The 21,489-nt window shown below is 64.5% G+C and carries 18 protein-coding genes; 7 read left to right on the forward strand and 11 right to left on the reverse strand.

What is annotated here, in order from left to right; translation table 11 throughout:
- The 3 genes from M1D55_RS04660 to M1D55_RS04670 all read right to left on the reverse strand — a co-directional run bounded on the left by M1D55_RS04660 (nucleotide 1) and on the right by M1D55_RS04670 (nucleotide 3,023).
- Nucleotides 1–1,506 carry a tripartite tricarboxylate transporter permease gene (locus M1D55_RS04660; RefSeq protein WP_456281278.1) on the reverse strand — a complete coding sequence of 502 codons (1,506 nt, stop codon included), beginning with the start codon at nucleotides 1,504–1,506 and terminating at the stop codon, nucleotides 1–3.
- Nucleotides 1,503–1,946, reverse strand: coding sequence for a tripartite tricarboxylate transporter TctB family protein (locus M1D55_RS04665; RefSeq protein ID WP_456281279.1), 444 nt, complete (start codon nucleotides 1,944–1,946; stop codon nucleotides 1,503–1,505). The genes M1D55_RS04660 and M1D55_RS04665 overlap by 4 nt, the downstream gene beginning before the upstream one ends.
- 99 nt (nucleotides 1,947–2,045) lie before the next feature.
- A complete protein-coding gene (locus tag M1D55_RS04670; RefSeq protein WP_006575677.1) occupies nucleotides 2,046–3,023 on the reverse strand; it encodes a Bug family tripartite tricarboxylate transporter substrate binding protein in 978 nt (325 codons plus the stop codon).
- Nucleotides 3,024–3,166: 143 nt separating this feature from the next.
- Between M1D55_RS04670 and M1D55_RS04675 the strand changes: the two genes are divergently transcribed.
- The 3 genes from M1D55_RS04675 to M1D55_RS04685 all read left to right on the forward strand — a co-directional run bounded on the left by M1D55_RS04675 (nucleotide 3,167) and on the right by M1D55_RS04685 (nucleotide 6,659).
- Nucleotides 3,167–3,841: a response regulator gene (locus tag M1D55_RS04675; protein ID WP_023264320.1), complete on the forward strand. Its 675-nt coding sequence runs from the start codon at nucleotides 3,167–3,169 to the stop codon at nucleotides 3,839–3,841.
- Nucleotides 3,828–5,279, forward strand: coding sequence for a sensor histidine kinase (locus M1D55_RS04680; protein WP_456281280.1), 1,452 nt, complete (start codon nucleotides 3,828–3,830; stop codon nucleotides 5,277–5,279). The genes M1D55_RS04675 and M1D55_RS04680 overlap by 14 nt, the downstream gene beginning before the upstream one ends.
- Before the next feature lie 78 nt (nucleotides 5,280–5,357).
- On the forward strand, nucleotides 5,358–6,659 hold the full coding sequence (locus M1D55_RS04685) for a cation:proton antiporter (RefSeq protein ID WP_456281281.1): 1,302 nt from the start codon (nucleotides 5,358–5,360) through the stop codon (nucleotides 6,657–6,659).
- A 72-nt stretch (nucleotides 6,660–6,731) separates the two neighbouring features.
- On the opposite strand, the gene M1D55_RS04690 is transcribed toward M1D55_RS04685, so the two are convergent.
- On the reverse strand, nucleotides 6,732–7,376 hold the full coding sequence (locus M1D55_RS04690) for an SMI1/KNR4 family protein (RefSeq protein ID WP_456281282.1): 645 nt from the start codon (nucleotides 7,374–7,376) through the stop codon (nucleotides 6,732–6,734).
- An 8-nt stretch (nucleotides 7,377–7,384) separates the two neighbouring features.
- Complete coding sequence (locus M1D55_RS04695) at nucleotides 7,385–8,332, reverse strand: NucA/NucB deoxyribonuclease domain-containing protein (RefSeq protein ID WP_456281283.1); 948 nt, start codon at nucleotides 8,330–8,332, stop codon at nucleotides 7,385–7,387.
- Nucleotides 8,333–8,835: 503 nt separating this feature from the next.
- Between M1D55_RS04695 and M1D55_RS04700 the strand changes: the two genes are divergently transcribed.
- Both M1D55_RS04700 and M1D55_RS04705 read left to right on the forward strand, forming a co-directional pair.
- The gene (locus tag M1D55_RS04700; RefSeq protein ID WP_232205190.1) at nucleotides 8,836–9,609 is read left to right on the forward strand and encodes an SDR family oxidoreductase; all 774 of its coding nucleotides are present in this window, start codon (nucleotides 8,836–8,838) and stop codon (nucleotides 9,607–9,609) included.
- 170 nt (nucleotides 9,610–9,779) lie between these two features.
- On the forward strand, nucleotides 9,780–10,685 hold the full coding sequence (locus M1D55_RS04705) for a LysR family transcriptional regulator (RefSeq protein ID WP_064575282.1): 906 nt from the start codon (nucleotides 9,780–9,782) through the stop codon (nucleotides 10,683–10,685).
- Nucleotides 10,686–10,742: 57 nt separating this feature from the next.
- Here M1D55_RS04705 and sorB read toward each other — a convergent pair whose 3' ends face one another.
- Complete coding sequence (sorB, locus tag M1D55_RS04710; RefSeq protein ID WP_456281284.1) at nucleotides 10,743–11,096, reverse strand: SorB family sulfite dehydrogenase c-type cytochrome subunit; 354 nt, start codon at nucleotides 11,094–11,096, stop codon at nucleotides 10,743–10,745.
- A 7-nt stretch (nucleotides 11,097–11,103) separates the two neighbouring features.
- Nucleotides 11,104–12,351: a SorA family sulfite dehydrogenase catalytic subunit gene (sorA, locus tag M1D55_RS04715; RefSeq protein WP_456281285.1), complete on the reverse strand. Its 1,248-nt coding sequence runs from the start codon at nucleotides 12,349–12,351 to the stop codon at nucleotides 11,104–11,106.
- A 226-nt stretch (nucleotides 12,352–12,577) separates the two neighbouring features.
- Here sorA and M1D55_RS04720 point away from each other — a divergent pair, with 226 nt between their 5' ends.
- Nucleotides 12,578–13,054: a MarR family winged helix-turn-helix transcriptional regulator gene (locus M1D55_RS04720; protein WP_456281286.1), complete on the forward strand. Its 477-nt coding sequence runs from the start codon at nucleotides 12,578–12,580 to the stop codon at nucleotides 13,052–13,054.
- A gap of 13 nt (nucleotides 13,055–13,067) precedes the next feature.
- Nucleotides 13,068–14,264 (forward strand): multidrug effflux MFS transporter, encoded by a 1,197-nt coding sequence (locus tag M1D55_RS04725; protein WP_456281287.1) that lies wholly within the window; start codon nucleotides 13,068–13,070, stop codon nucleotides 14,262–14,264.
- A 5-nt stretch (nucleotides 14,265–14,269) separates the two neighbouring features.
- On the opposite strand, the gene M1D55_RS04730 is transcribed toward M1D55_RS04725, so the two are convergent.
- From M1D55_RS04730 to M1D55_RS04745, 4 genes are all read right to left on the reverse strand, one after another.
- On the reverse strand, nucleotides 14,270–15,283 hold the full coding sequence (locus M1D55_RS04730) for a Bug family tripartite tricarboxylate transporter substrate binding protein (protein ID WP_456281288.1): 1,014 nt from the start codon (nucleotides 15,281–15,283) through the stop codon (nucleotides 14,270–14,272).
- A gap of 153 nt (nucleotides 15,284–15,436) precedes the next feature.
- Nucleotides 15,437–16,936 carry an efflux transporter outer membrane subunit gene (locus M1D55_RS04735; protein WP_456281289.1) on the reverse strand — a complete coding sequence of 500 codons (1,500 nt, stop codon included), beginning with the start codon at nucleotides 16,934–16,936 and terminating at the stop codon, nucleotides 15,437–15,439.
- Nucleotides 16,933–20,100: a multidrug efflux RND transporter permease subunit gene (locus M1D55_RS04740; protein ID WP_456281305.1), complete on the reverse strand. Its 3,168-nt coding sequence runs from the start codon at nucleotides 20,098–20,100 to the stop codon at nucleotides 16,933–16,935. Before M1D55_RS04740 ends, M1D55_RS04735 begins: the two co-directional genes overlap by 4 nt.
- A 35-nt stretch (nucleotides 20,101–20,135) precedes the next feature.
- On the reverse strand, nucleotides 20,136–21,329 hold the full coding sequence (locus M1D55_RS04745) for an efflux RND transporter periplasmic adaptor subunit (protein WP_456280250.1): 1,194 nt from the start codon (nucleotides 21,327–21,329) through the stop codon (nucleotides 20,136–20,138).
- Nucleotides 21,330–21,489: the final 160 nt, after the last annotated feature.

Genomic DNA, 21,489 nt, shown 5'->3' on the forward strand with positions numbered 1-21,489 from the left:
TTACGCCGCTTGCCTGCGCACATTGCGCAACCGCCGGACAAGAAACGGTGCAATCAGCATCGTGATCGACGCCGCCAGCAAGCCCGCCGAAATCGGGCTCGACCACAGCACCGCCACGTCGCCATTCGAAATCGACAGCGCGCGGCGCAGGTTCTGTTCCAGCATTTCGCCCAGCACGAAGCCGAGGATCAGCGCGGACATCGGGAAATCCATCTTGCGCAGGATGTAGCCGAACACGCCGAGCACCGTCATCAGCACCAGATCGAAGGTGGTCGCATGCACCGCGTAGACGCCGATGGCGCTGATGGCCGCGATGGCCGGCACGAGCATCCACATCGGCGTGGAAAGTGCCCGCGCGAACAGATTGACCAACGGGATGTTCAGCACCAGCAGCATCACGTTGCCGATAAACAGCGACGCAATCAGGCCCCAGACGATATCCGGCTGCTGCGTAAACAGCATCGGACCAGGCGTGATGTTGTACAGCGTCAGCGCGCCCATCATCACCGCGGTCGTACCGGAGCCCGGCACGCCCAGCGTCAGCATCGGCACGAAGGAGCCGGTCGCCGAGGCGTTGTTGGCGGCTTCGGGTGCTGCCACGCCGCGAATATCGCCATGACCGAACGTTCCGTTGCCGCCGTAGATGCGCTTCTCGGTCATATAGCTGATCGCGCTGGCAATGGTGGCACCCGCCCCCGGCAGCACGCCGACGAAAAAGCCGATGACCGACGAACGTACCGTGCACCACCAGGTCTGCGCGGCTTCACGGGCGTTGAACATCATGCGGCCGGTGTTCTTGACCAGTTGCTGTCCCGTTTCGGTATGCTGCTCTAGCATCAACATCAACTCACTGACCGAGAAGAAGCCGATGACCACGACGATGAACTGGATGCCGTCGGACAGGTGCACGTTGTCGAAGGTGAAACGGTACACGCCGCTATTGGCGTCCACGCCGACGGTGGCCAGGGTCAGACCGATCAATGCCGCCAGCAGCGTGCGCACCGGCTTGTCGCCGACCATGCCGGCCAGGCACGCGATGGCAAATACCATCAGCGCGCAGTACTCGGCGGGACCGAAGGCGACCGCCCAGTCGGCCAGCACCGGCGCAAATATCACCAGGCCGATGGTGGCAATCACCGATCCCACGAAAGAGCTCCATGCCGAGATGGACAGCGCCACGCCGGCCAGCCCCTTGCGCGCCATCGGGTAGCCGTCGATCGCGGTCATGATCGCACCCGCGTCGCCCGGCACATTCAGCAGGATCGACGAAATGCGGCCGCCATACTCGCATCCCATGTAAACCGCCGCGAGAAGAATCAGCGCGGTCTCCGGGGGCAGCTTCATCGCATACGCCAGCGGCAGTAGAATGGCGACCCCGTTGATCGGGCCCAGCCCCGGCAGCATGCCGACCAGCGTTCCGATAAAGGCGCCGATGGCCGCGACCAGCAGGTTCGACCATTGCGACGCGATGCCGAAGCCATGCAGCAGATGTTCGAACGCACTCATAGCAGACCCTCGATCAGGGAGCCGATCGGCAGCGTGACTTCCAGCCAGCGATCGAACAGGAAGAACAGGCTGATGCCCATGACGACGCCCGTTGCCACGCAGGCCCGCCAGCCGCCGCCGAACAGCCGGCCCAGCACGATCGTCAGCAAGGCGGTGGCAATGGCGAAGCCAAGCCACTGGAACACCAGCGCATACGCCAGCAAGGTCAGCACCATGATGGCGAGCCGGATGACGCCGCGGCGCTCTGGCCAGGCCACCCTGGGTCCCGGGAAGAGCAGTAACCAGACGCTGCACAGTGCCATCAGCACGCACAGCAACAGCGGAAATGCCCGCGGGCCGACCGGCTCGTAACTGAACTCGGCGGTAAAGCCGGTGGCCACCCACCCGGCGGCGACGCTCAGCAGCAGCCACGCGATGGCGAAAACGCGATCACTATTCATCGATGTCTCGGCGTATTGGAAGGGCCGCGAACGCGGCGCCAGGAGAAATGCCAGGAGGAATGCCGGGCGGCATGCGCCCGGCACAGGCCGCTTGCCGGCCTACTTCAGCAGGCCAAATTCACGCGCCAGGGTCTGATAACGGGACACCTCGGCCCTGACATAGGCGTCCAGCTCCGGACCGGTCTTGGCGAACGGGAACAAGCCACGCGCGTCGATCGCCTCGCCAAATTGGCGGGAAGCCAGCAAGGTCCGGAACGCGGTGCTCCACCATTGGAATTCAGCGTCCGGCACCTTCGGCCCCATATAGAAGCCGCGCACGATCGGCCATTGCACATCGAAGCCCTGCTCTTTCGCGGTCGGAATGCCCGACAGCTTGCCCGGCAGCCGCTTGTCCGACAGCACCGCGAGCACCCGGATCTTGCCGGCCTCGAGCATGCCGGCGACTTCGCCGATATCGCCGGGCACGACCTGCACGTGGTTACCGAGCAACGCGGTGATGGCCTCTCCGCCGCCTTCGAATGCGACGTAACGCATCGCGCGATGTTCGACGCCGGCCTGCTTGGCCACCAGTGCCGCCTTCATCCAGTCCTGGCTGCCCACCGAGCCGCCGGCGCCAAACACCACCTTCTGCGGATCGGCCTTCATCGCGGCCATCAACTCCTTCAACGTCTTGTATGGCGAGTTGGCCGCGACCGCGACCATGCCGTAGTCCGTGCCGATGGCGGCCAGCCACTTGACGTCGTCAGGGCCGTACTTGCCAAACTTGCCATGCGCAAGGTTCAGCAGCGAGCCGCTGGAGAACGCGACGATGGCCTGGCCATCGGCCGGCCGCTGCGCCACCACGGCGTTATAGGCGACCGCACCGATGCCGCCCGGCATATAGGTGACGCGCATTGGGGACTTCAGCTGCCCGGCGTCCTGCAACGCGCTCTGTGCGAGCTTGCAGGTCAGGTCAAATCCGCCTCCCGGCTTGGCGGGCGCAATGCATTCCGGTCGCGATGGCTGGGCTTGCGCGCTGGTCGATAGCAGCAAGCCGGTCGCGAGCACGGCGGCAACAAGCTTGGGAACGGCAGTCATAGGGTCTCCTGGTCCGGTCGTTGTGGTCGTTGTTATGGCGCGCGAACACGAATTGACTTCCGCGCGATTGGCCGTATCGTAGAGCCCGATCCTGTCGCAAGCCTGTCATTGCGACTGTCACGGCCTAGCGTTTACCCTATTCCATGCGTTTATTGCTGATCGAGGACCATCAGGAGCTGGCAGCCTGGATGGTCAAATCCCTGCGGGCGGACGGATTCGATATCGATCATGTCCCCGATGGCGAAACGGCTCTGTCGATGCTGCAGGACCAACCTTATGGCCTGATCCTGCTCGACCTGTCATTGCCCGGCATCGATGGCCTGGAGGTACTGCGTATTGCGAGGGCTCGCGGCATCGGCGCGCCCATTCTGATCCTGACGGCCCGCACCGAAGTTGCCGACCGCATCAAGGGCCTGGACCTGGGCGCGGACGACTATATCGCCAAGCCCTTCGACCTCGGTGAATTGAGCGCGCGTATCAAGGCGCAGTTGCGTCGCACCCATGGTGGCCAGCCCGTGACGCGCTTCGGCGACCTCGCCTTCGACTCGGTCGAGCGCGCCTTTCTGCTGCGCGATGAACCGCTGACGCTGTCGCGGCGAGAGCATGCGGTGCTGGAGGCCCTGTTCATTCGCGCGGGCCGCGTCGTGACCCGCGAAAGCCTGCTGGGACGGGTGTTCTCGCTCGACGATGAAGTCAATCCCGAGGCCATCGAGCTCTACGTGTCGCGCGTGCGCAAGAAGCTGCGCAATGGCAAAACGACGATTACCGCCGTCCGGGGTATCGGCTACCTGCTCGAAGCGAACCATGGCGACGGCTGACAGGCGGCACAGTCTGCGCCGGCGTCTGCTGTGGCGCCTGACCATTCCACTGGTGGCGGTAGGACTCTTTACCGCCTTCACGTCGTATCGCACGGCATTGGCGGAAGCGAACCAGGCCCATGACCGCACGCTGCTGGCCTCCGCGCGCGCGATCGCCGAACGGCTGGATTATCGCAACGGACAGCTCGTGGTCGACGTTCCCTACGTTGCGCTGGATACCTTCCAGGTCGATACGCGCGGCCGCATCTATTACCGGGTGCGAGATCCGGCCGGGCGTTTTGTCTCCGGCGATCGCGATCTACCCGCGATGCCCAACGATGTGCCGCGCAGCGACGACTACCCTGCTCTCGTGCATTTCTACAATACCGACTATCTCGGCACGCCCTTGCGTGTCGCGGCGTTGTGGCAACCGGTGGCAGGCGCTGGCGATGGCGGTATCGCTCTGGTCGAGGTCGGCGAAACGCTGGAAATGCGCGACGATATGGCGATGCGGCTGCTGGCGACCACGCTGTGGCAGCAAGCGCTGCTGATTGCCGCCTCGATTGCGCTGATCGCGCTGGCCGTACATGTCGCGCTTCGACCGCTGAAGAACATCGAGGAAACGCTGCGCGCCCGCGGCACCGACAGTCTGGACCCGATCGACGTCCCCGAGCTGCCGCGCGAAGTCCATCCCCTGCTCGCGTCGCTGAACGGCTATCTGCACAGCCTGCGCGCCATGATCTCGCGGCAATCGCAATTCCTCGACGACGCCTCGCATCAATTGCGCACCGCGCTGGCACTGGTCAGAACTCAGGCAGATCATGCCGTGCGCACCTATCAGGCCAAGCCGGAATGGCGCGAGATCAGGGACGCAATCGACCGCACCATCAGGCTGACCAACCAGCTGCTGACGCTGGCACGTAGCGATGCCCAGCCGCCGCATTCTGCCGCTGGCGCCGCGGCACATCCGCTCGACCTGACGGCGTTATGCAGGACGGTGTCGGCCGAGTGGTATCTCGCCGCACGTGACCGGCAGCTGGACTTTGGCCTGATCGCCCGCGACGAGGCGCAGGCCTACGTCAATGGCGACGAGGGCATGCTGCGCGAGATGCTCGCCAACGTTCTGGACAACGCCGTGCAATACACGCCGGCGGGCGGACGGGTGGAAGTGACGGTGATTGCCGGCACCGCCACGCACCTGGTTCTGGTGGACGACAGCGGCATGGGGATTGCACCGGCGCTGCGGGACAAGGCCTTCGATCGATTCGCGCGCCTGGGTAACGTGGCTCAGCCGGGCAGCGGTCTGGGCCTGGCTATCGTGCGCCAGATTTGCGAGGCGCATGGCGGGCGGGTACTGCTTGAGGACGGGCCCGATGGACGAGGACTTCGGATCCGGATCGAATTGCCCGCCGCGCCCGCGCCCGGCATTGCGTCTATCGCCCAACTTCGCCTAAGTTGATTGGGTGCGGATAGCTGCGTACGGGCGAGTCGAATATTGCGCCCGGCGTTGGCGAGCCGGCTTGGCCGGGAGGTCACGATGTTCGCGATCTGGGCGCTGGTAATCGGTGGGCTGATGGTAACGATGGGCCTCATCGGCTCGGTTGTGAAACGGATGCCGATCGCCCCCTCGGCGCTATACCTGCTGTTTGGCGTGGCGCTCGGACCGGTTGGCGCCGGGCTTATCTTGCTCGATCTCCACGATCCGGACCACGTCGCCGCGCTGGAGATCGTCACTGAAATCGCTGTGCTGATCTCGCTGTTCGGCGTCGGGCTGCGCTTGCGCGTGCGCATGTCATATCGGATATGGCGATTGCCGGTCCAGCTTGCCAGTGTGGCGATGCTGCTCACCATCGCCGGGGTATGCGCGGTAGGGGTCGGTTGGCTCGGCCTGCCGCTCGGCGTCGCGGTCCTTGCCGGCGCCATCCTTGCGCCCACGGATCCCGTGCTCGCCTCCGACGTGCAAATGGAGGACACCGAAGACCGGGACATCGTTCGTTTCAGCCTGACCGGGGAAGGCGGCCTCAACGATGGCACGGCATTTCCCTTCGTGATGCTTGGCCTGGGCCTGCTCGGCCATCACCAGCTGGGCCCCGGTTTGACGCGATGGATTGCCGTCGACCTGATCTGGGCAACGGTAGGGGGCCTCGCGATCGGCGCCGCGCTCGGCCTGCTGTCCAGCAAGACGATTCTTGCCTTGCGCATGCGCTTTCATGAGGCTGTCGGGCTAGAGAGCTTCTTCACGTTGGGACTGATCGGCGTCTCCTATGGCGCCGCGTTATCGGCGAGCACCTATGGCTTCCTGGCGGTGTTTGCGGCCGGTGTGGCAATGCGCCAGGTGGAACGCGACGAAAACCCGAACACGCCGCCGGACGAAGTGCTCGGTACCGTCCCCATAAAGGGTCTCGAACAGGTCGCCACTCACGAGCACAAGGCCGCGGCGTATCTCACGCAGACCGTATCCGCGTTCTCCCTGGACGTGGAGCGTTTGGCGGAGCTATGCGTCACGCTTCTGATCGGGGCCATGCTGACTCGGGCGACGTTCAGCGTTCCGGCGCTGGGCTGCGCCCTGCTGCTCATTCTGTTGATCCGGCCGCTCTCGGTCTATCTCTCCACGGCCGGCATGGGCTTGCGGCCGGCGCAACGGCGGCTTACCGCATGGTTCGGCATCCGTGGCATCGGCTCGCTGTACTACCTGGCCTATTCGCTCGCCCATGCCCCCGAAATGGCGCAGGCCGACCTGCTGCTGCAGATCACCTTGTGCACGGTGGTCGTGTCGATTGTGCTGCATGGTTCGACCGCGACGCCGCTGATGGCGATGTACCAGCGGGTCCGGAGGTGACGGGGCTCTGCGCAACATCATGCCAGTAGTGCGCAGCGATGCGACATTGGTATTCATTGGTTGGGAATCCTGCTAAGTTTTCCGCGGCCATTTATCCCCAGACGGTCCATTCAGGATGCAATCCCACCATTCCTTCCCTGACAAGCGCAGCCAGCCGTGCTCAAGTGCGTCCGCCATGTCGGATAGATAAGCCGGAAGGCTTGGTGCCAGGACATACCTTCCATCGCCACTGTCGGGCATCCACAAGACAAGTTGCCCCACCGTACCAATCGGTCCAGGCACCAAATCAATAAACATCCTTACGCCGGTCACGCTTCTCGCAATGGGAATCCACTTCGGGTTCCAATAGTCGAAACGAACGGCCTGGTTCGCACGAATAGAATCGTTCGGCTGGAACCACATGTCAGCATTGCCGTCAGATGCGATGCCCTCTTCGCGCAGCGTCGACAGGAACGCCATATCTTGTCCGATGCGGTCCAAATCATGCCAGTAGAGGAATGGGAAGAAAGCGAGAGAATTCCAGTCCTGGAAGTGCTGGCCACCGTGGCACGAATAACACTGGCGTACGTCGTCCGGCAACCTCAGATTCAGAGTTTGCTCCAGTGCTTCGAAATCGGAAGAATGCGCTGGCGGCAGCAGGATCGTGTACATCGGCGCAGCACGCTCCCGCAACAGCAAGTCCAGGCGTTTCCATAGTTGTACCACGGCGGTGTTCATTTGCTAGCTCACGGTGTTACATGGACCCAAAACGCATCGCCACCATACTCGCGAACGAATGCTGGATACGGGTCCAAGCGGCTTCCAGCCTGACCAGTCTCATAGGAGAGATCAATAACACGCTCCTGCCGGTAGAACGTTCCGAGGTCGGTTCCCCCTTTTCCGTTATGTGCCGCAAGAATGTATTTCGCAGAAGTGGTCGATGGCATCTCGAAAGCCCCTTGATATGTACTGGCAAAGGGATACTCGTCGCATTGGCACGTGGGCACACCGCCTGTTGGGGAGCATGAGCTGCTTGCCCTGGGATTTTGAACGATAAGCGAGCTCGGGCTCCCGCACGAGGCGTATCGGTTAGCAACGTTCATGATAGGTATTTGCGTCCGCTGTAGTACGAGGCCAGTCCCACGTACTGAGTCGTCAGCAATGGCCCGAAATCCGGGCTTCATCTGAAACTTGCCGGGAGCGCCAGCAGTCTGGGCTTCCATGATGTGAGCCGCATACTCCTCTGCCCCAGGCGAAGATACGGTAAGCACGGCGGCGGCTTGGGGAAAAACGCAGCCGTTATCTCCGCTGTACGCAACTCCGCGGTCGCAGCGTAGCAGGATACCCGACGAGTCCAGCCGTGGATAGAACGAGATGGTCTGCCCATAGGCGCTCTGGAACGATGCACCATCGGGCGCAAAGGCGAACGTGTCGAACTTGACCGGGAAAGTCAGCGCGTCCCGCTTCAATTCGGCGGTCTGAACCCAATTGAAGGTGATGGTGTACTCGCTACTGACCTCCCCGCCATTCAAGGGAACGCTCAGAGGGCTGCCAGCCACGGTGCATTCCGGCGTGTAGCCCGAGACCTCCTGGGATTCGCCGCAGGCAAAGATCGGCATGACCTTGATGAGTGGCTGCTTGACGGGTCCCTTGTACTCAGGGTTAGGGTTGAATCCCTCCGCCTTGACGCTCACCAAATGCGGCGCAAGAATATCACTGGATAATTTGGAATCGCTCGAAGCAACGGATGAAATAAACTTCCATCTGGATTAAAAGAATGGCTTGCCGATGTATTTGATCAAAGGCATTTTCTCTTATTTATGCTAATTCCCTCCTAACTTTTTCCGTCAACTGAAATTCAGCAAACGGAAGCCATCCCCATACGAAAGAGGGATATAAATGCAATCCTTTATCGTGTAGCGACGTTTCGGTCAGATCACTGGAGCCGGCGCCCGGATCAGCCGCACGGCGACGCGACGGCTTTGTTCCCCGCTGGGAGGAGAATGAAGCTACGTCGGCAATAAGAAACTGTCTTTTGCCGAATGTCCCTTCTGAAGACTCCGCGTGGGTCGCGATCTGGAACTCGCATGTGCGGTGCATTGTCCACAATTCGTGGATAGTCCATCCCAACGCGCCCTCTCAATTTCCCACCGTTTGCTGCCTACACTGGTCCCCTCGACACGCACGGGAGACCGCAATGGCAGACCATTCGATCCGGAACAAGACCGTCCTGATTGCGGGCGGCGCAAAGAACCTTGGCGGCTTGATTGCCCGCGACCTCGCCGAGCAAGGCGCGAAGGCGGTGGCCATCCACTACCACAGCGCGGCCAGTCAGGCCGATGCCGAAGCGACACTGGCGGCGATCGAGCGCGCCGGAGCCCGGGCCGTTGCGTTCCAGGGCGATCTCGGCAGTGCGACTGCGGTCGGCAAACTGTTCGCCGATACGGTGGCCGCAGTGGGCAGGCCGGACATCGCCATCAATACGGTGGGCAAGGTATTGAAAAAGCCGATCCTCGAGGTCAGCGAAGCCGAATACGATGAGATGGCCGCGGTCAACGCGAAGTCCGCTTTCTTCTTTCTGAAGGAGGCCGGTCGGCACGTCAACGACAACGGCAAGATCGTGACGCTGGTGACTTCGCTGCTGGGCGCATTTACACCCTTCTATTCCGCCTATGCCGGCACCAAGGCGCCAGTCGAGCATTTCACGCGGGCCGCCGCCAAGGAGTTCGGCGCGCGCGGTATCTCGGTAACCGCGGTTGGGCCGGGGCCGATGGATACCCCGTTCTTCTATCCCGCAGAGGGCGAAGACGCGGTCGCCTATCACAAGACCGCGGCGGCGCTGTCCCCGTTCTCGGCGACCGGCCTGACCGATATCGAAGACGTGGTTCCCTTTATCCGCCATCTCGTCAGTGACGGCTGGTGGATCACCGGTCAGACCCTGTTGATCAATGGCGGCTACACCACGAAGTAAGCGGTCGGCGGTCTGACGACGTTCTCCGCGGATTCCCCCTGATTCCCCCTACCCCCATTTGCGGCCTGCTCGCGCCCGGTTCCATCGGCGCATGAGCGGGCCGTTTTCTTGCGCCCCGGCTCCCGGTAAGACGGCCGATGCCGTAGCATGGCGGCAACGGAAGAAATCGTATGGACCGATTGGATCAATACCGCGTCTTTGTCCGCGTGGCGGAAATGGGCAGCTTCATCAAGGCCGCGCATTCGCTGGATCTGCCGCGTACCACGGTGTCGGCGGCCATCCAGCAGCTGGAACAGGGCATTGGCGTCCGCCTTCTGCACCGGACCACGCGGCAGGTGCAATTGACCGCCGACGGCATGCTGCTGCTCGATCGCGTTCGCCCGCTTCTTGACGAGGCCGACGATATCGGCCAGATGTTTCGAGCCAGCCAGCGCGCCGTCTCGGGACGGCTGCATGTAGACATGCCGAGCCGCATCGCACGGCGTCTGGTTGCGCCGGCGTTGCGCAACCTGTTGCGGCGCTATCCCAGGCTTCAATTGGTCATGGGGTCGACCGACCGCGCGATCGACCTGGTACGTGAAGGCGTCGATTGCGCGATCCGGGTCGGGACGCTGCAGGACAGCAGCCTGGTGGCGCATCGGCTCGGCATGCTGACCCTGATCAACTGCGCCAGCGCGGACTATCTGCACGAATACGGCATGCCGGCGCATCCCGGCGATCTTTCGCAAGGCCACTGGGCGGTGGGCTATGCCTCGCCGACCACCGGACGCGAGTTGCCATGGGAATACATGTCGCACGGCACGCTGCATCATGCGACGATTCCGAGCCGCCTCGTCGTCAACAATGCCGAAAGCTATATCGCCTGCTGCACCGCCGGAATTGGCTTGATCCAGATCCCGCGTTTCGACGTACAGCACCTGCTGGACCGAGGCAGGCTCGTGGAAGTCATGCCCGAATTCCGCCCGCCTCCGATGCCGATTTCGCTGATCTATCCGCATCGCGGCCATCGATCGCGCCGCGTCGGCGCGTTTATCGAGTGGTTCGAGGAGCTGATCCATCCGCATCTCCAGGCGTGATACCGGAGAAGCGCCACGATCGCGCCGCGAACCACCTGCACCCGCACCTGCATCGCCTCACTTTTTCACGGTCGAGGAAACGCCCTCCCCTTTTTCGGCCCCATAGGTCTTGACGAGGTAATCGACAATCGCCGGTATGTCCTCGTCTTTCAGCGGGGCGCCGAACGGCTTCTTCATCTTCTTGACGGTGGCTTCCCAGTAGGTCCGCGACGAAGTCACGGGCTGCGTCGAGACATATTGCGCGGAATGGCAGGTCATGCAATTTTGCAGCGCAAGCGTGTATCCCGGCAGGGTACTGGGCTGGTACATGGCCGTTTCCTGAGGGAGCTGGACTTCGAGCGCTGTCGCACTCGATGTTGTTGCGAAGGCAATGAGCGCAGCAACGATGGAAGGCAATGTCGTTCTTTTCATGGTGCCCTCACCTGACGATGATGCGCGTGGATTCCACCACGTTGCGCATGTATCCAGCCGGATTCCAGTTCGCCGTCAGAGGCTGCGTCTCGCCAGAGCGGCTTTTTGCCCGAACCCGCAGGTCATAGGTGCCCTTTCTGTTCGGACGGAACGCAATGGTCCACTCCCGGAACGAATACCGGCCCAGGTCCTTGCCAAGCGACGCCGCACGCCAGCTGGCGCCGCCATCGTCGGAAAATGCGACGTCCTGGATGCCGTGCCCGCCGTCGAACGCAATGCCCTTGACGATGACGTCCCGGCCTATCGGGACGACACTGTCCTGCATGTGGCTCGTAATGAAGGAGCGCACATTGAAGCGGCCGATCGGAACGGTGCTAGTGGGCGCGGTCCCCGGCGAGACGCAAGCGCAGTCATTGGCTGGAATCCGGTAGGCGGCGTTCATCCAGAATCCGTCGAACGGCTTATCCAGTACCTGGATGTGGGACAGATGCTTGACCCAATACGTACCGTAGTGCCCAGGCACGACGAGGCGCAACGGGTAGCCGTTCAGCATGGGCAGGTCCTTGCCGTTCATCGCCCAGGCCAGCATGACTTCGCCATCCATCGCGTAATCGACGGTCAGCGCCTTGACGAAGTCGGGTCCTGTTTCCAACGGAGGGCGGTCCAGTCCATCGAAACTGACCTGTACCGCGCCGGGCTTGATGCCTGCCTTTTCCAGCAGCGCCCGCAGCGGAATACCGGTCCAGCGGGCATTGCCCATCGCGCCATTGCCAAGCTGACCGCCATTGACGCGTGGATCGGAGAATCCCCGGCTATTTCCCGAGCATTGGTTGACGGCGACCAATTCGACGGGATCGGCAATCTTGCGCAATTCCCGCAGCGACAGCTCCATCGCGTTGCCGACATGGCCGTCGATCTTCAGGCGATAGCTGGCGGGATCGATATCCGTGGGAATGCCGCTCCAGTGATAGCGCACGAAGAATGCGTCATTGGGAGTGATCACGCCTTCGCGAAACACTTCAAACGGTGTTTCCAGCTGCGGTGGCCGGCTTGTCAGCAGAATCAGCGGACGCTTCTGCGGAAATGCCACCAGCTCGCGATGGCCGTTGTCGAACGGCATTTCCCTGGTCGGCGTCGCTCCGAACACGGTCGGTGCCACCAGGCCGAGCGTTCCCTGAACCGCTAGCGCCGCACCGCTTTTGATGACGGTGCGGCGGCTTGGATCGGTAACGCTGCGCTTATGCTGTTCCGCCATTCAAGTCTCCTCGTCTTTCGAATATTGAATGGCGAGCAGCGTAAAAGATCGGGGAATACAAGTAAAACCGGTAATTTTGATATCGCTTACCGGGAAATCAAATGCCTTTCGCCGTTCCCTGAAGCCTTATCGCCTATCGAAACGCCGCTCACGGCCTCTTGAGCCTCAAGGTCTGGTCCGTAGCGTTGGTTGACATGCAAACCATCTACCCGGCAAAATAGTTTGCATGCCACCCATTCCGCCGTCCCAGCCCCCCGATTCCTCCGCCGTCGAACAATCCCCCGCGCGTCTCGGCCGTCTGGTCGGCGCCGTTTATCGCCGCTGGCGAAAAGCCGTCGACCAGAGCTTTCGCGAGCTGGGGCTGACCGATGCTTCGCGTGCGCCGCTGGTCGCGCTCTATGAATCATCGGCGCCGAGCATGCGCCAGGGCGAGCTCGCCGAATATCTGGCGCTCGACAAGTCGTCGTTGGTCAGGGTGTTGTCGCAGTTGCGCGAGATGGGTCTGGTCGAATGGGAGGCGGACGAGTCCGACCGGCGCGCCAAGAGCATTCGCCTGACAACGAAAGGCCGGGCGATGGCCAAACGCATGCTGGGCAAGAGTCTGGAAATCGAAGCGCAGATCCTGCAGGCGCTGTCGCACGAAGAATTGCGCACGACCCGTGCCGCCCTCGAGAAAATCGCACGCCGCCTGACCGAAGTCTGAGGCGGCCCCGATCATGCAGTCCTCACAACAAGCGATTCCCCCTTCCGTCCGTGCCCCGATGTGGTTGCTGGTGTTGGTGACGCTCAGCGGCACCATGGCCATGCATATCTTCGTGCCGGCGCTGCCGCTCGCCGGCGCCGACCTGCACGCCAGCACCGCGGGCATGCAGCAGACCATCACGTATTACGTATTGGGACTGGCCTTTGGCCAACTGATCTATGGGCCGGTCTCGGACACGATCGGGCGGCGGCCCACGCTGCTGATCGGGCTGGCTCTATACCTGTGCGCCAGCATCCTGGCCCTCTTTGCGACGTCCCTGACCTGGCTGCTGTTCGCGCGGATGGCGCAGGCGCTCGGCGGCGCTGCGGGCATCACGCTGGGCCGATCGATCGTGCGCGACACCGCCGCGCCTGACCGTGTGACCAGCGAACTGGCGCTGCTGAACCTGCTGACGCTGGTAGGCCCGGGCCTGTCGCCGGTCGTGGGATCGTTTCTCGCGGACCAGTTCGGCTGGCGTGCGATCTATGTATTCCTGGTCGCCATTGCCGGGGTGATGGTGTACTGCGCCTGGCGGCTGCTGCCCGAGACGAATCCGGAGCGCCGATCGCTGCAGGTGTTCACGATCGCGCGAGACTACGGCCGCCTGCTGCGCAATCGGCGCTATCTGGGCTTCATGGTGGGCGGGTCCTGTTCGACCACCGCGCTCTACCCGTATCTGGCGACCTCGCCGTACATCGTCCATGACCAGCTGGGTCTGCCGGTCTGGCAGATCGGCTGGTTTGCCACGGTCACGATCGTCGGCGCCAGTGTGGGAACGATGATCACCAAGCGCCTGGCGGGCCAGCTCAGGCCGGAGGTCTTCCTGAATGCCGGCGCGGGGCTGAGCCTGTCGATGGCATCGGCGTTGCTGCTGGTGCAGCTTGGCGGCTGGCTCACCGCCCCGCTGCTGATCGCCATCACCTTCATGCTGACGGTCGGCGCGGGACTGGCCAGCCCCGCGGCATTGTCGCGTTCGATCTCGGCGGTGCCCGGACTGACCGGCGCGGCCGCCGGCCTCTACGGCTGCGGGCAAATGGCGATCGGCGCGTTGGGCACCAGGCTGGTCGGATTCGGTTCGACGCCGGCGACGGCCTGCGCCATCGTGCAGATCGCGATCACCGGCGCGGCGCTGTGCGCATACCGCGGCGCCGCGCGCGCCGATACTGACTGACGGTCTTACTCCGCCGCAATCTTCATCGTCTTGACGTCCCGCTCCCAGCGCACCAGCTCGTCGTTGATGCGGGCGCGGAATGCCGCCGGCGTGCTGCTCTCCGGTTCGACGCCCTGCTGCGCCAGCGCGGCGACCACGTCGGGCTTGGCCAGTGCCTTGGCGGTTTCGCGCGCCAATTGCTCGACGATCGCCGGATCGGTGCCGCCGGTGGTGAACAGCCCGTACCAGCTGGAGAAGTCGTAGCCCGGCACGCCGGCTTCGGCCATGGTCGGCACATTGGGCAGCGACGGGATGCGCTTCTTCGTGGTGACCGCCAGGATCTTCGCCTTGCCGGTCTTCAGCGCCGCCATCGCCACCGGGACCGAGCCGAACACCATGTCGACGTTGCCGGCGTACAGGTCGTTCATCGCGGGGCCGTTGCCCTTGTAGGGGATGTGCAGCAGGTCGATGCCGCCCAGCTTTTCCATCAGCGCACCGGAGACATGCAGCGTGGTGCCATTGCCCGACGAGCCGTAGGTATAGGCGCCGGGCTTCTGCTTCGCGCCGGCCAGCAGTTCCTTGACGTTGTTGAACGGCAGACCGGTCCTGACCATCAGCACATTGGCCGCCTCGGCAACCAGCGACACCGGAGCCAGGCCGGTGCGCGGATCGTAGGGCATCTTGCGGGTCAGTGCCGGCATGATGGTCTGCGCGCCGGCGCTGCCGAGCAGCAGCGTGTAGCCGTCGGGCGTCGCCTTGGCGACCATGTCGGCGCCGATCAGGCCGCCGGCGCCGCCGCGGTTTTCGACCACGACCGACTGGCCCATGCTCTGCTGCAGTTCCTTGGCCAGGATGCGGGCGATGGTGTCGTTCGCCCCGCCCGCCGCGAAGGCAACCACCATGCGGATCGGCTTGGATGGGTACTTGTCCGCGGCGACTGTCAGCGAAGGCATCGCGCACAACGCGGCGACGGCGAGCAAGGTACGGCGGCGAACGGGGTTGCAAACGGGGTTGCGAACGGTGTTGCGAACGGCGGGCATGGCAGGCTTCTCCTCTTATGGTCGCCCGATGTTACTGGCCCGCTCAAATAAAGAAAATTAAGACTTTATTTGCCGTCTCCCAAGAAAAACTTAAGGCCAATGCCCGCCCCAAAACGGATCCCCAAGGTGTTACCCAAGGGGGCATCCGAAGCACTATGTCGGGGAACGTTGCCCCACTGTGGACGCGTCGGCCTCCTGCGTCCGCTCGCTTGACCAGCCGCCGCCGAGGGCCCTGAACAGGGCGGCCAGCGCGCTTTGCCGTTGCGCGGCCACGTCGATCAGCGCCGTTTGCGCGGCATAGTGGCTACGCTGCGCCTCCAGATAGCGCAGATGATCGTCGACCCCGGCGCGGTAGCGCGCCTCGGACAGCCGCAACGTCTGCTCGCTGGTCTGCGCAACGGCGCGGCGGGCCACTTCTTCGCGGCGCAGCGTGTCGGTTGCCGCCAGCGCGTCCGAGACTTCGCGGAACGCGGTCTGGATCGTCTTCTCGTAGTTGGCCACCGCGATGTCCTTGCGCACATGGGCCAGATCGAGGTTCGCGAGATTGCGGCCACCGGAGAAGATCGGCAGCGTCAGTTGCGGGGCGAACGACCATACCGTCTGGCCCGCGCCGAACAGGTTGGACAACTCGCCGCTGGCGCTGCCGAACATGCCGGTCAACGTGATGCGCGGAAAGAACGCCGCGCGTGCCGCGCCGATGTCGGCATGGCGTCCGCGCAGCCGCTGTTCCGCGGCGAGGATGTCCGGCCGGTGAATCAGCAGCTCGGACGGCGTGCCGGGCGCCAGTGTCTGCACCAGCAGCACGTCGTCGCGCGGCGCCTGCGGCAATTGCGCGGCGATGTCCGGCACGCCGACCAGCAGCGCGAGCGCATTGGTTGCCTGGCGAAACTCGCGGTCGGTCCGTTCGAGGTCGGCGCGCGCCTGGTCGGTCAGCCCGCTCGCCTCGTAGAAATCGAGCGCGGTGGCCGTGCCGGCCTGGCGGCGCTGGGCAATCAGCCGCAGCGACGCTTCGCGCGTCTGCAGAGTCTGCGTGGTCAGCAGATGGCGCCGCTGGGCGCTGTCCCGCGCCAGATACGCCTGGATGACCTCGGCGACCAGGCTGATCCGCGCGCTGCGTGCGGCCTCCTCGGTCGCGAAGTATTCCCGCAGCGCGGCTTCGGACAGGTCGCGCACGCGGCCGAACAGGTCGAGCTCGAACGCCGGCACCGCGATGCCGGCCTGCACGGTCTGCTGGACAGAACCCATGCCCGGCTGGCGCAGGTCCTCGGCCACGCGTTGCCGCGTGCTGCCCGCCTCCGCCTGCAGCCCCGGCACACGGTCGGCACGTTGCACGCGATACATCGCGCGCGCCGCCTCGATGTTCAGCACCGCCTGCCGCAGGTCGCGATTGTTCTCGAGCGCCAGCGCGACCAGCTCGCGCAACTTGTCGTCGACGATGAAGCTGTCCCATTGCAGCACGGCGGCCGATGAGGGCGCGGCCTGTGCTTCGCCGGCCGCCATCCCGGCCATCTGCGTCATCGGGCCGGACGTCCATTGCGTGGGCACTGGCGCCGCCGGCCGCTCATAGACCGGCGCCAGCGAACAACCGGTCAGGACAGCGGTGACGCTCAACAGCAGGCACGGCAACGTCGTGCGGTATCGAATCGATTTCATTGCGCGCCCTCCGTCGTCGTGGTTGCAGTCGGCGTCGTGGTTCGTGCGTTGTCCCCTGCATTGTCCCGATACCGCTTGAAGCGCGACAGCACCCAGACAAAGAACACCGGGGCAAACACCACACCCAGCGTGGTCGCGGTCAGCATGCCGCCGATCACGCCGGTACCGATCGCGCGCTGGCTGGCCGCGCCGGCGCCGGTCGCAATGGCCAGCGGCACGACGCCCAGAATGAAGGCCATCGACGTCATCACGATCGGGCGGAACCGCAGCCGCGACGCCTCCAGCGCGGCGTCGATCAGCGGCATGCCCTGCTCGCGCAGCGACTTGGCGAATTCCACGATCAGGATCGCGTTCTTGGCCGCCAGACCGATGATCGTGATCAGCCCCACCTTGAAATAGACGTCGTTCGGCATGCCAAGGGCATTGACCGCCAGCACCGATCCCAGCGCACCGATCGGCACGATCAGCATCACCGAGGCGGCAATCGCCCAGCTCTCGTACAGCGCGACCAGCAGCAGGAACACCACCAGGAAGGACAACCCGAGCAGCAGCGGCGCCTGCGCGCCGGCCTGCCGTTCCTGGTACGACAGCCCAGTCCATTCGTAGCCGATGCCTGCCGGCAGCCTGGCGGCGATCCGTTCGATCTCGGCCATGGCCTCGCCGGTACTGAAACCGGGCGCGGCGTCGCCCATGATCTTGATCGTCGGATAGCCGTTGTAGTGCGACACCTGCACCGGGCCGATCTCCCACTCTGGCGTGGCGAACGCGCTCAGCGGCACCTGTTCGCCGCGCACGTTCGGCACGTTCAGCGACAGCAGCGCTTCGGGCGTCATGCGGTCGCGCACGTCGGCCTGCACGACGACCCGCTGCAGCCGCCCGACGTTGGCGAAGTCGGCCACCGTCGCGGAACCATAGGCGCTGGAAATCGCGGTGTTGATCGCCTCGAAGCCGACGCCCAGCGCCTCGGCCTTGTCGCGATCGATATCGAGGCGAAGCTGCGGCGCGTCCTCCAGACCTTCCATCATCGCGTACGCCAGCACCGGCGAGGCGCTGGCCTCCTTCAGCAGCGTATCGCGCGCCGCCACCAGCGCGGCGCGTCCCAGGCCGCCGCGATCCTGCAGGCGCAGCGCGAAGCCGCTGGCATTGCCCAGCCCTTCGATCGGCGGCGGATCGACCGCCATCACGCGCGCCTCCTTCAGCCCCGCAAACTGCGCGTTGAAGGCGGCCACCTCGTCGCTGGCATGCTGGCCGCCGCCCCGCTCCGACCAGTCGGTCAGCGTCGGAAAGCCCAGCGCCGCGTTCTGGCCGCTGCCCGAGAAGCTGAAGCCCAGCACCATCGTGGTCGACTCCATCGCCTTGCGGCCGAGCAGCCAGCTCTCCAGTTCCTTGACCACGGCCTCGGTGCGCTGGTTGGTCGCGCCCGGGGGCAGTTGCACGTCGACCACGAAGTAGCCCTGATCCTCGATGGGCACGAACGATTCCGGCAGCCGCGTGTACAGCAGCGCCAGCAGCGCCACCACCATGCCGTAGACGATCATGCAGCGGCCGGCGCGGCGCAGCAGCTTCGAGTTCAGCGCGGTGAAACGCTCGGTCAGCCGGCTGAACCGGCGGTTGAACCAGCCGAAGAAGCCGCGCTTCTCTTCATGATGGCCTTGCGCAATCGGCTTGAGCAGCGTCGCGCAAAGCGCGGGCGTCAAGGTCAGCGCGAGAAAGCCCGAGAACAGGATCGACACGGCCAGCGATAGCGAGAACTGCCGGTAGATGACGCCGACCGACCCTGACATGAAGGCCAGCGGGAAGAACACCGCCGCCAGCACCAGCGTGATGCCGATGATGGCGCCCGACACCTGGCTCATCGCCTTGGCGGTCGCCTCGACAGGCCCGAGCCTTTCCTCGGCCATGATGCGCTCGACGTTCTCGACCACGACGATGGCGTCGTCGACCAGGATGCCGATTGCCAGCACCATGCCGAACATCGTCATCATGTTGACGGAGAAGCCGATCGCATACATCACCGCCAGCGTGCCGGCCAGGCAGACCGGCACGACGATGGTCGGAATCAGCGTGTAGCGCAGGTTCTGCAGGAACAGCAGCATCACCAGGAACACCAGCACCACCGCTTCGACCAGCGTATGGATGACCTTCTCGATCGCGACCTCGACGAAGCGCGAGGTGTCGTAGGGGACCGAGTACTCGATGTCGTCCGGGAAGGACCTGGACAACTCCTCGAGCTTGGCGCGGACCGCACGGGCGGTCTCCAGCGCGTTCGCGCCCGGGCGCAGTTGCACCGCGGCGCCGACCGCGCGCTTGCCGCTGGTCAGCATGTCGAAGTTGTAGTCCTGCAGGCCGACCTCGAGCCGCGCGACGTCGGCGAGCGTCACCTTCGAACCGTCGGCATTGGCGCGCAGCACGATCGCGCCGAATTCCTCGGTGGTCGTCAGCATGCCCTTGACGGCGATGGTCGCGCTGAGCTCCTGGTCCGCGCTGCCCGGCGGGCTGCCGAAGCTGCCGGCGGGCACCTGCACGTTCTGCGCGGCGATTGCCTCGTTGACATCGGCGACCGACAGGCCGAAGCCGAGCAGCTTCTGCGGGTCGATCCACACGCGCATCGCGGCCTCGGCGCCGAAGAACTGCACCTTGCCGACGCCCGGCACGCGGCGGATCTCGTTGTTGATCCGGCGCGCCGCGTAGTCGGCCAGCGTGATTATATCCTTGCCGGCGTCGTCGCCCTTGAAGTTGATCGAGTAGACCAGCAGGAAGCCCGCGCTGACCTGCTCGGTACGCAGGCCCTGGCGGGTGACCGCGGCCGGCAGGCGTGCCTCGGCCTGCTTGATCCGGTTCTGCACGTCGACCTGCGCCAGATCGGGATCGACGCCCGGCGCGAACGTCACGGTGATTTCCGCGATGCCGGCCGAGCTGCTGGACGAGTCGTAGTACAGCATCCCCTTGGCGCCGTTCAGTTCCTCCTCGATGACGCTGGTCACCGAATCGACCAGCGTGGTCGCGGACGCGCCCGGGTAGACCGCCGAGATGGCGATCTGCGGCGGCGCGACGGTGGGATATTGCGACACCGGCAACGACGGCATCGCGAGCAGGCCCGCCAGCACGATGAAGATCGCCAGCACCCAGGCAAAGTTGGGGCGATGAATGAAGAATCTTGGCAGCATGATGTCTGTTCAGTGGCGCGGCGCCTGCGCGCCTAGCCTCGTTCCGCCGCAGGAGGGTTCGAGGGCCCGGACTGTCCGGCTTCCCCGGCCTGCCTGGCTGGCGCCGCGGGGGCGATGGTGACCTTCTGCCCGGGACTGGCTTCGCCGCCGACCACGATGCGGTCGCCCGGCTTCACGCCCTCGAGGATCTGCCACTCGGCGCCCTGCATCGGGCCGGTGCGGACCTGGCGGGTCTCCGCCACGTCGCCCTTGCCGACGACCAGCAACTGGGCCTTGCCGTCGGGACTGCGGCGCACCGCCCGCTGCGGCACCAGCATCGCGGCGGGATCGACCGCGTGCGTGACATGCACGCGTACGTACATGCCCGGCAGCAGCAGGCTGTCGGCATTGGGCAACTGGCCGCGCAGCGACACCTGTCCGGTGCCGCGCTCGACCGAGATGTCCGAGAACAGCAGCCGCCCTTCGCGCTTCTTGTCGGTGCCTTCGATGGTCACGACGATCGGCACGCCGCCTTCCGGCTCCCGCTGCAGCCGGCCCTGCTCCAGCGCCTCACGCATGCGCAGCACATCGGCGACCGGCTGCTTGAAGTCCACGTAGACCGGGTCGAGCTGCTGGATGGTCGCCATCGGCGTCGCCTCGCCCTGCCCGACCAGCGCGCCTTCGGTGACCAGCGCGCGGCCGATCCGGCCGGAAATCGGCGCCCGTACCGTTGCGTACTCCAGATTGAGCCGCGCGGTTTTGACTTCGGCGGCCGCGCTGCGGCGGGCGGCCCGCGCGCTCTTGAGCGTGGCCTGCGCCGCATCGAAATCCTGCCGGCTGACCGCCTCGATCTCGACCAGCGGCGCATAGCGGCGCACCACCGCGTCGGCGTCGGCCAGTACCGCCTCGGCACGCGCCAACTCGCCTTCGGCGCGCGACAGCGCCGCCTGCAACGGGGCCGGATCGATCTGGAACAGCGGATCGCCGGCCTTGACGTCGCTGCCTTCCTTGAAGTTGCGCTTGAGCACGATGCCGGCTACCCGTGCCCGCACCTCGGCGACACGAACCGGCTCGATGCGGCCCGGCAGCTCGCTGCTGACGGCCATCGGCCGCGGCTGCACCGTCAGCACATCGACCGAGGGCGCCGCCGGGGCGGCCGCCTGTTCCGCATTGCCGCATGCCGCCGTGACGATGACCGCGGCGGCTACCGCCAGCGTGCGCCATCCCCGCGTTGGGAAGTGATTCATGTCTACCTTCTTCAGTGTTCGGCAAAGGAGCGCATGCTACGCTCATTCATCATATGAATCAATAAAGATTCATATGGTATGGGAGTTGCCTGTTTTGCCGGATAATCCGGGACCGACGCGCTGCGTCCCCGCAAACGCCACAGAAAGTGCTTCTTGAGAT

The organism is Cupriavidus sp. JZ107, assembly GCF_053903255.1.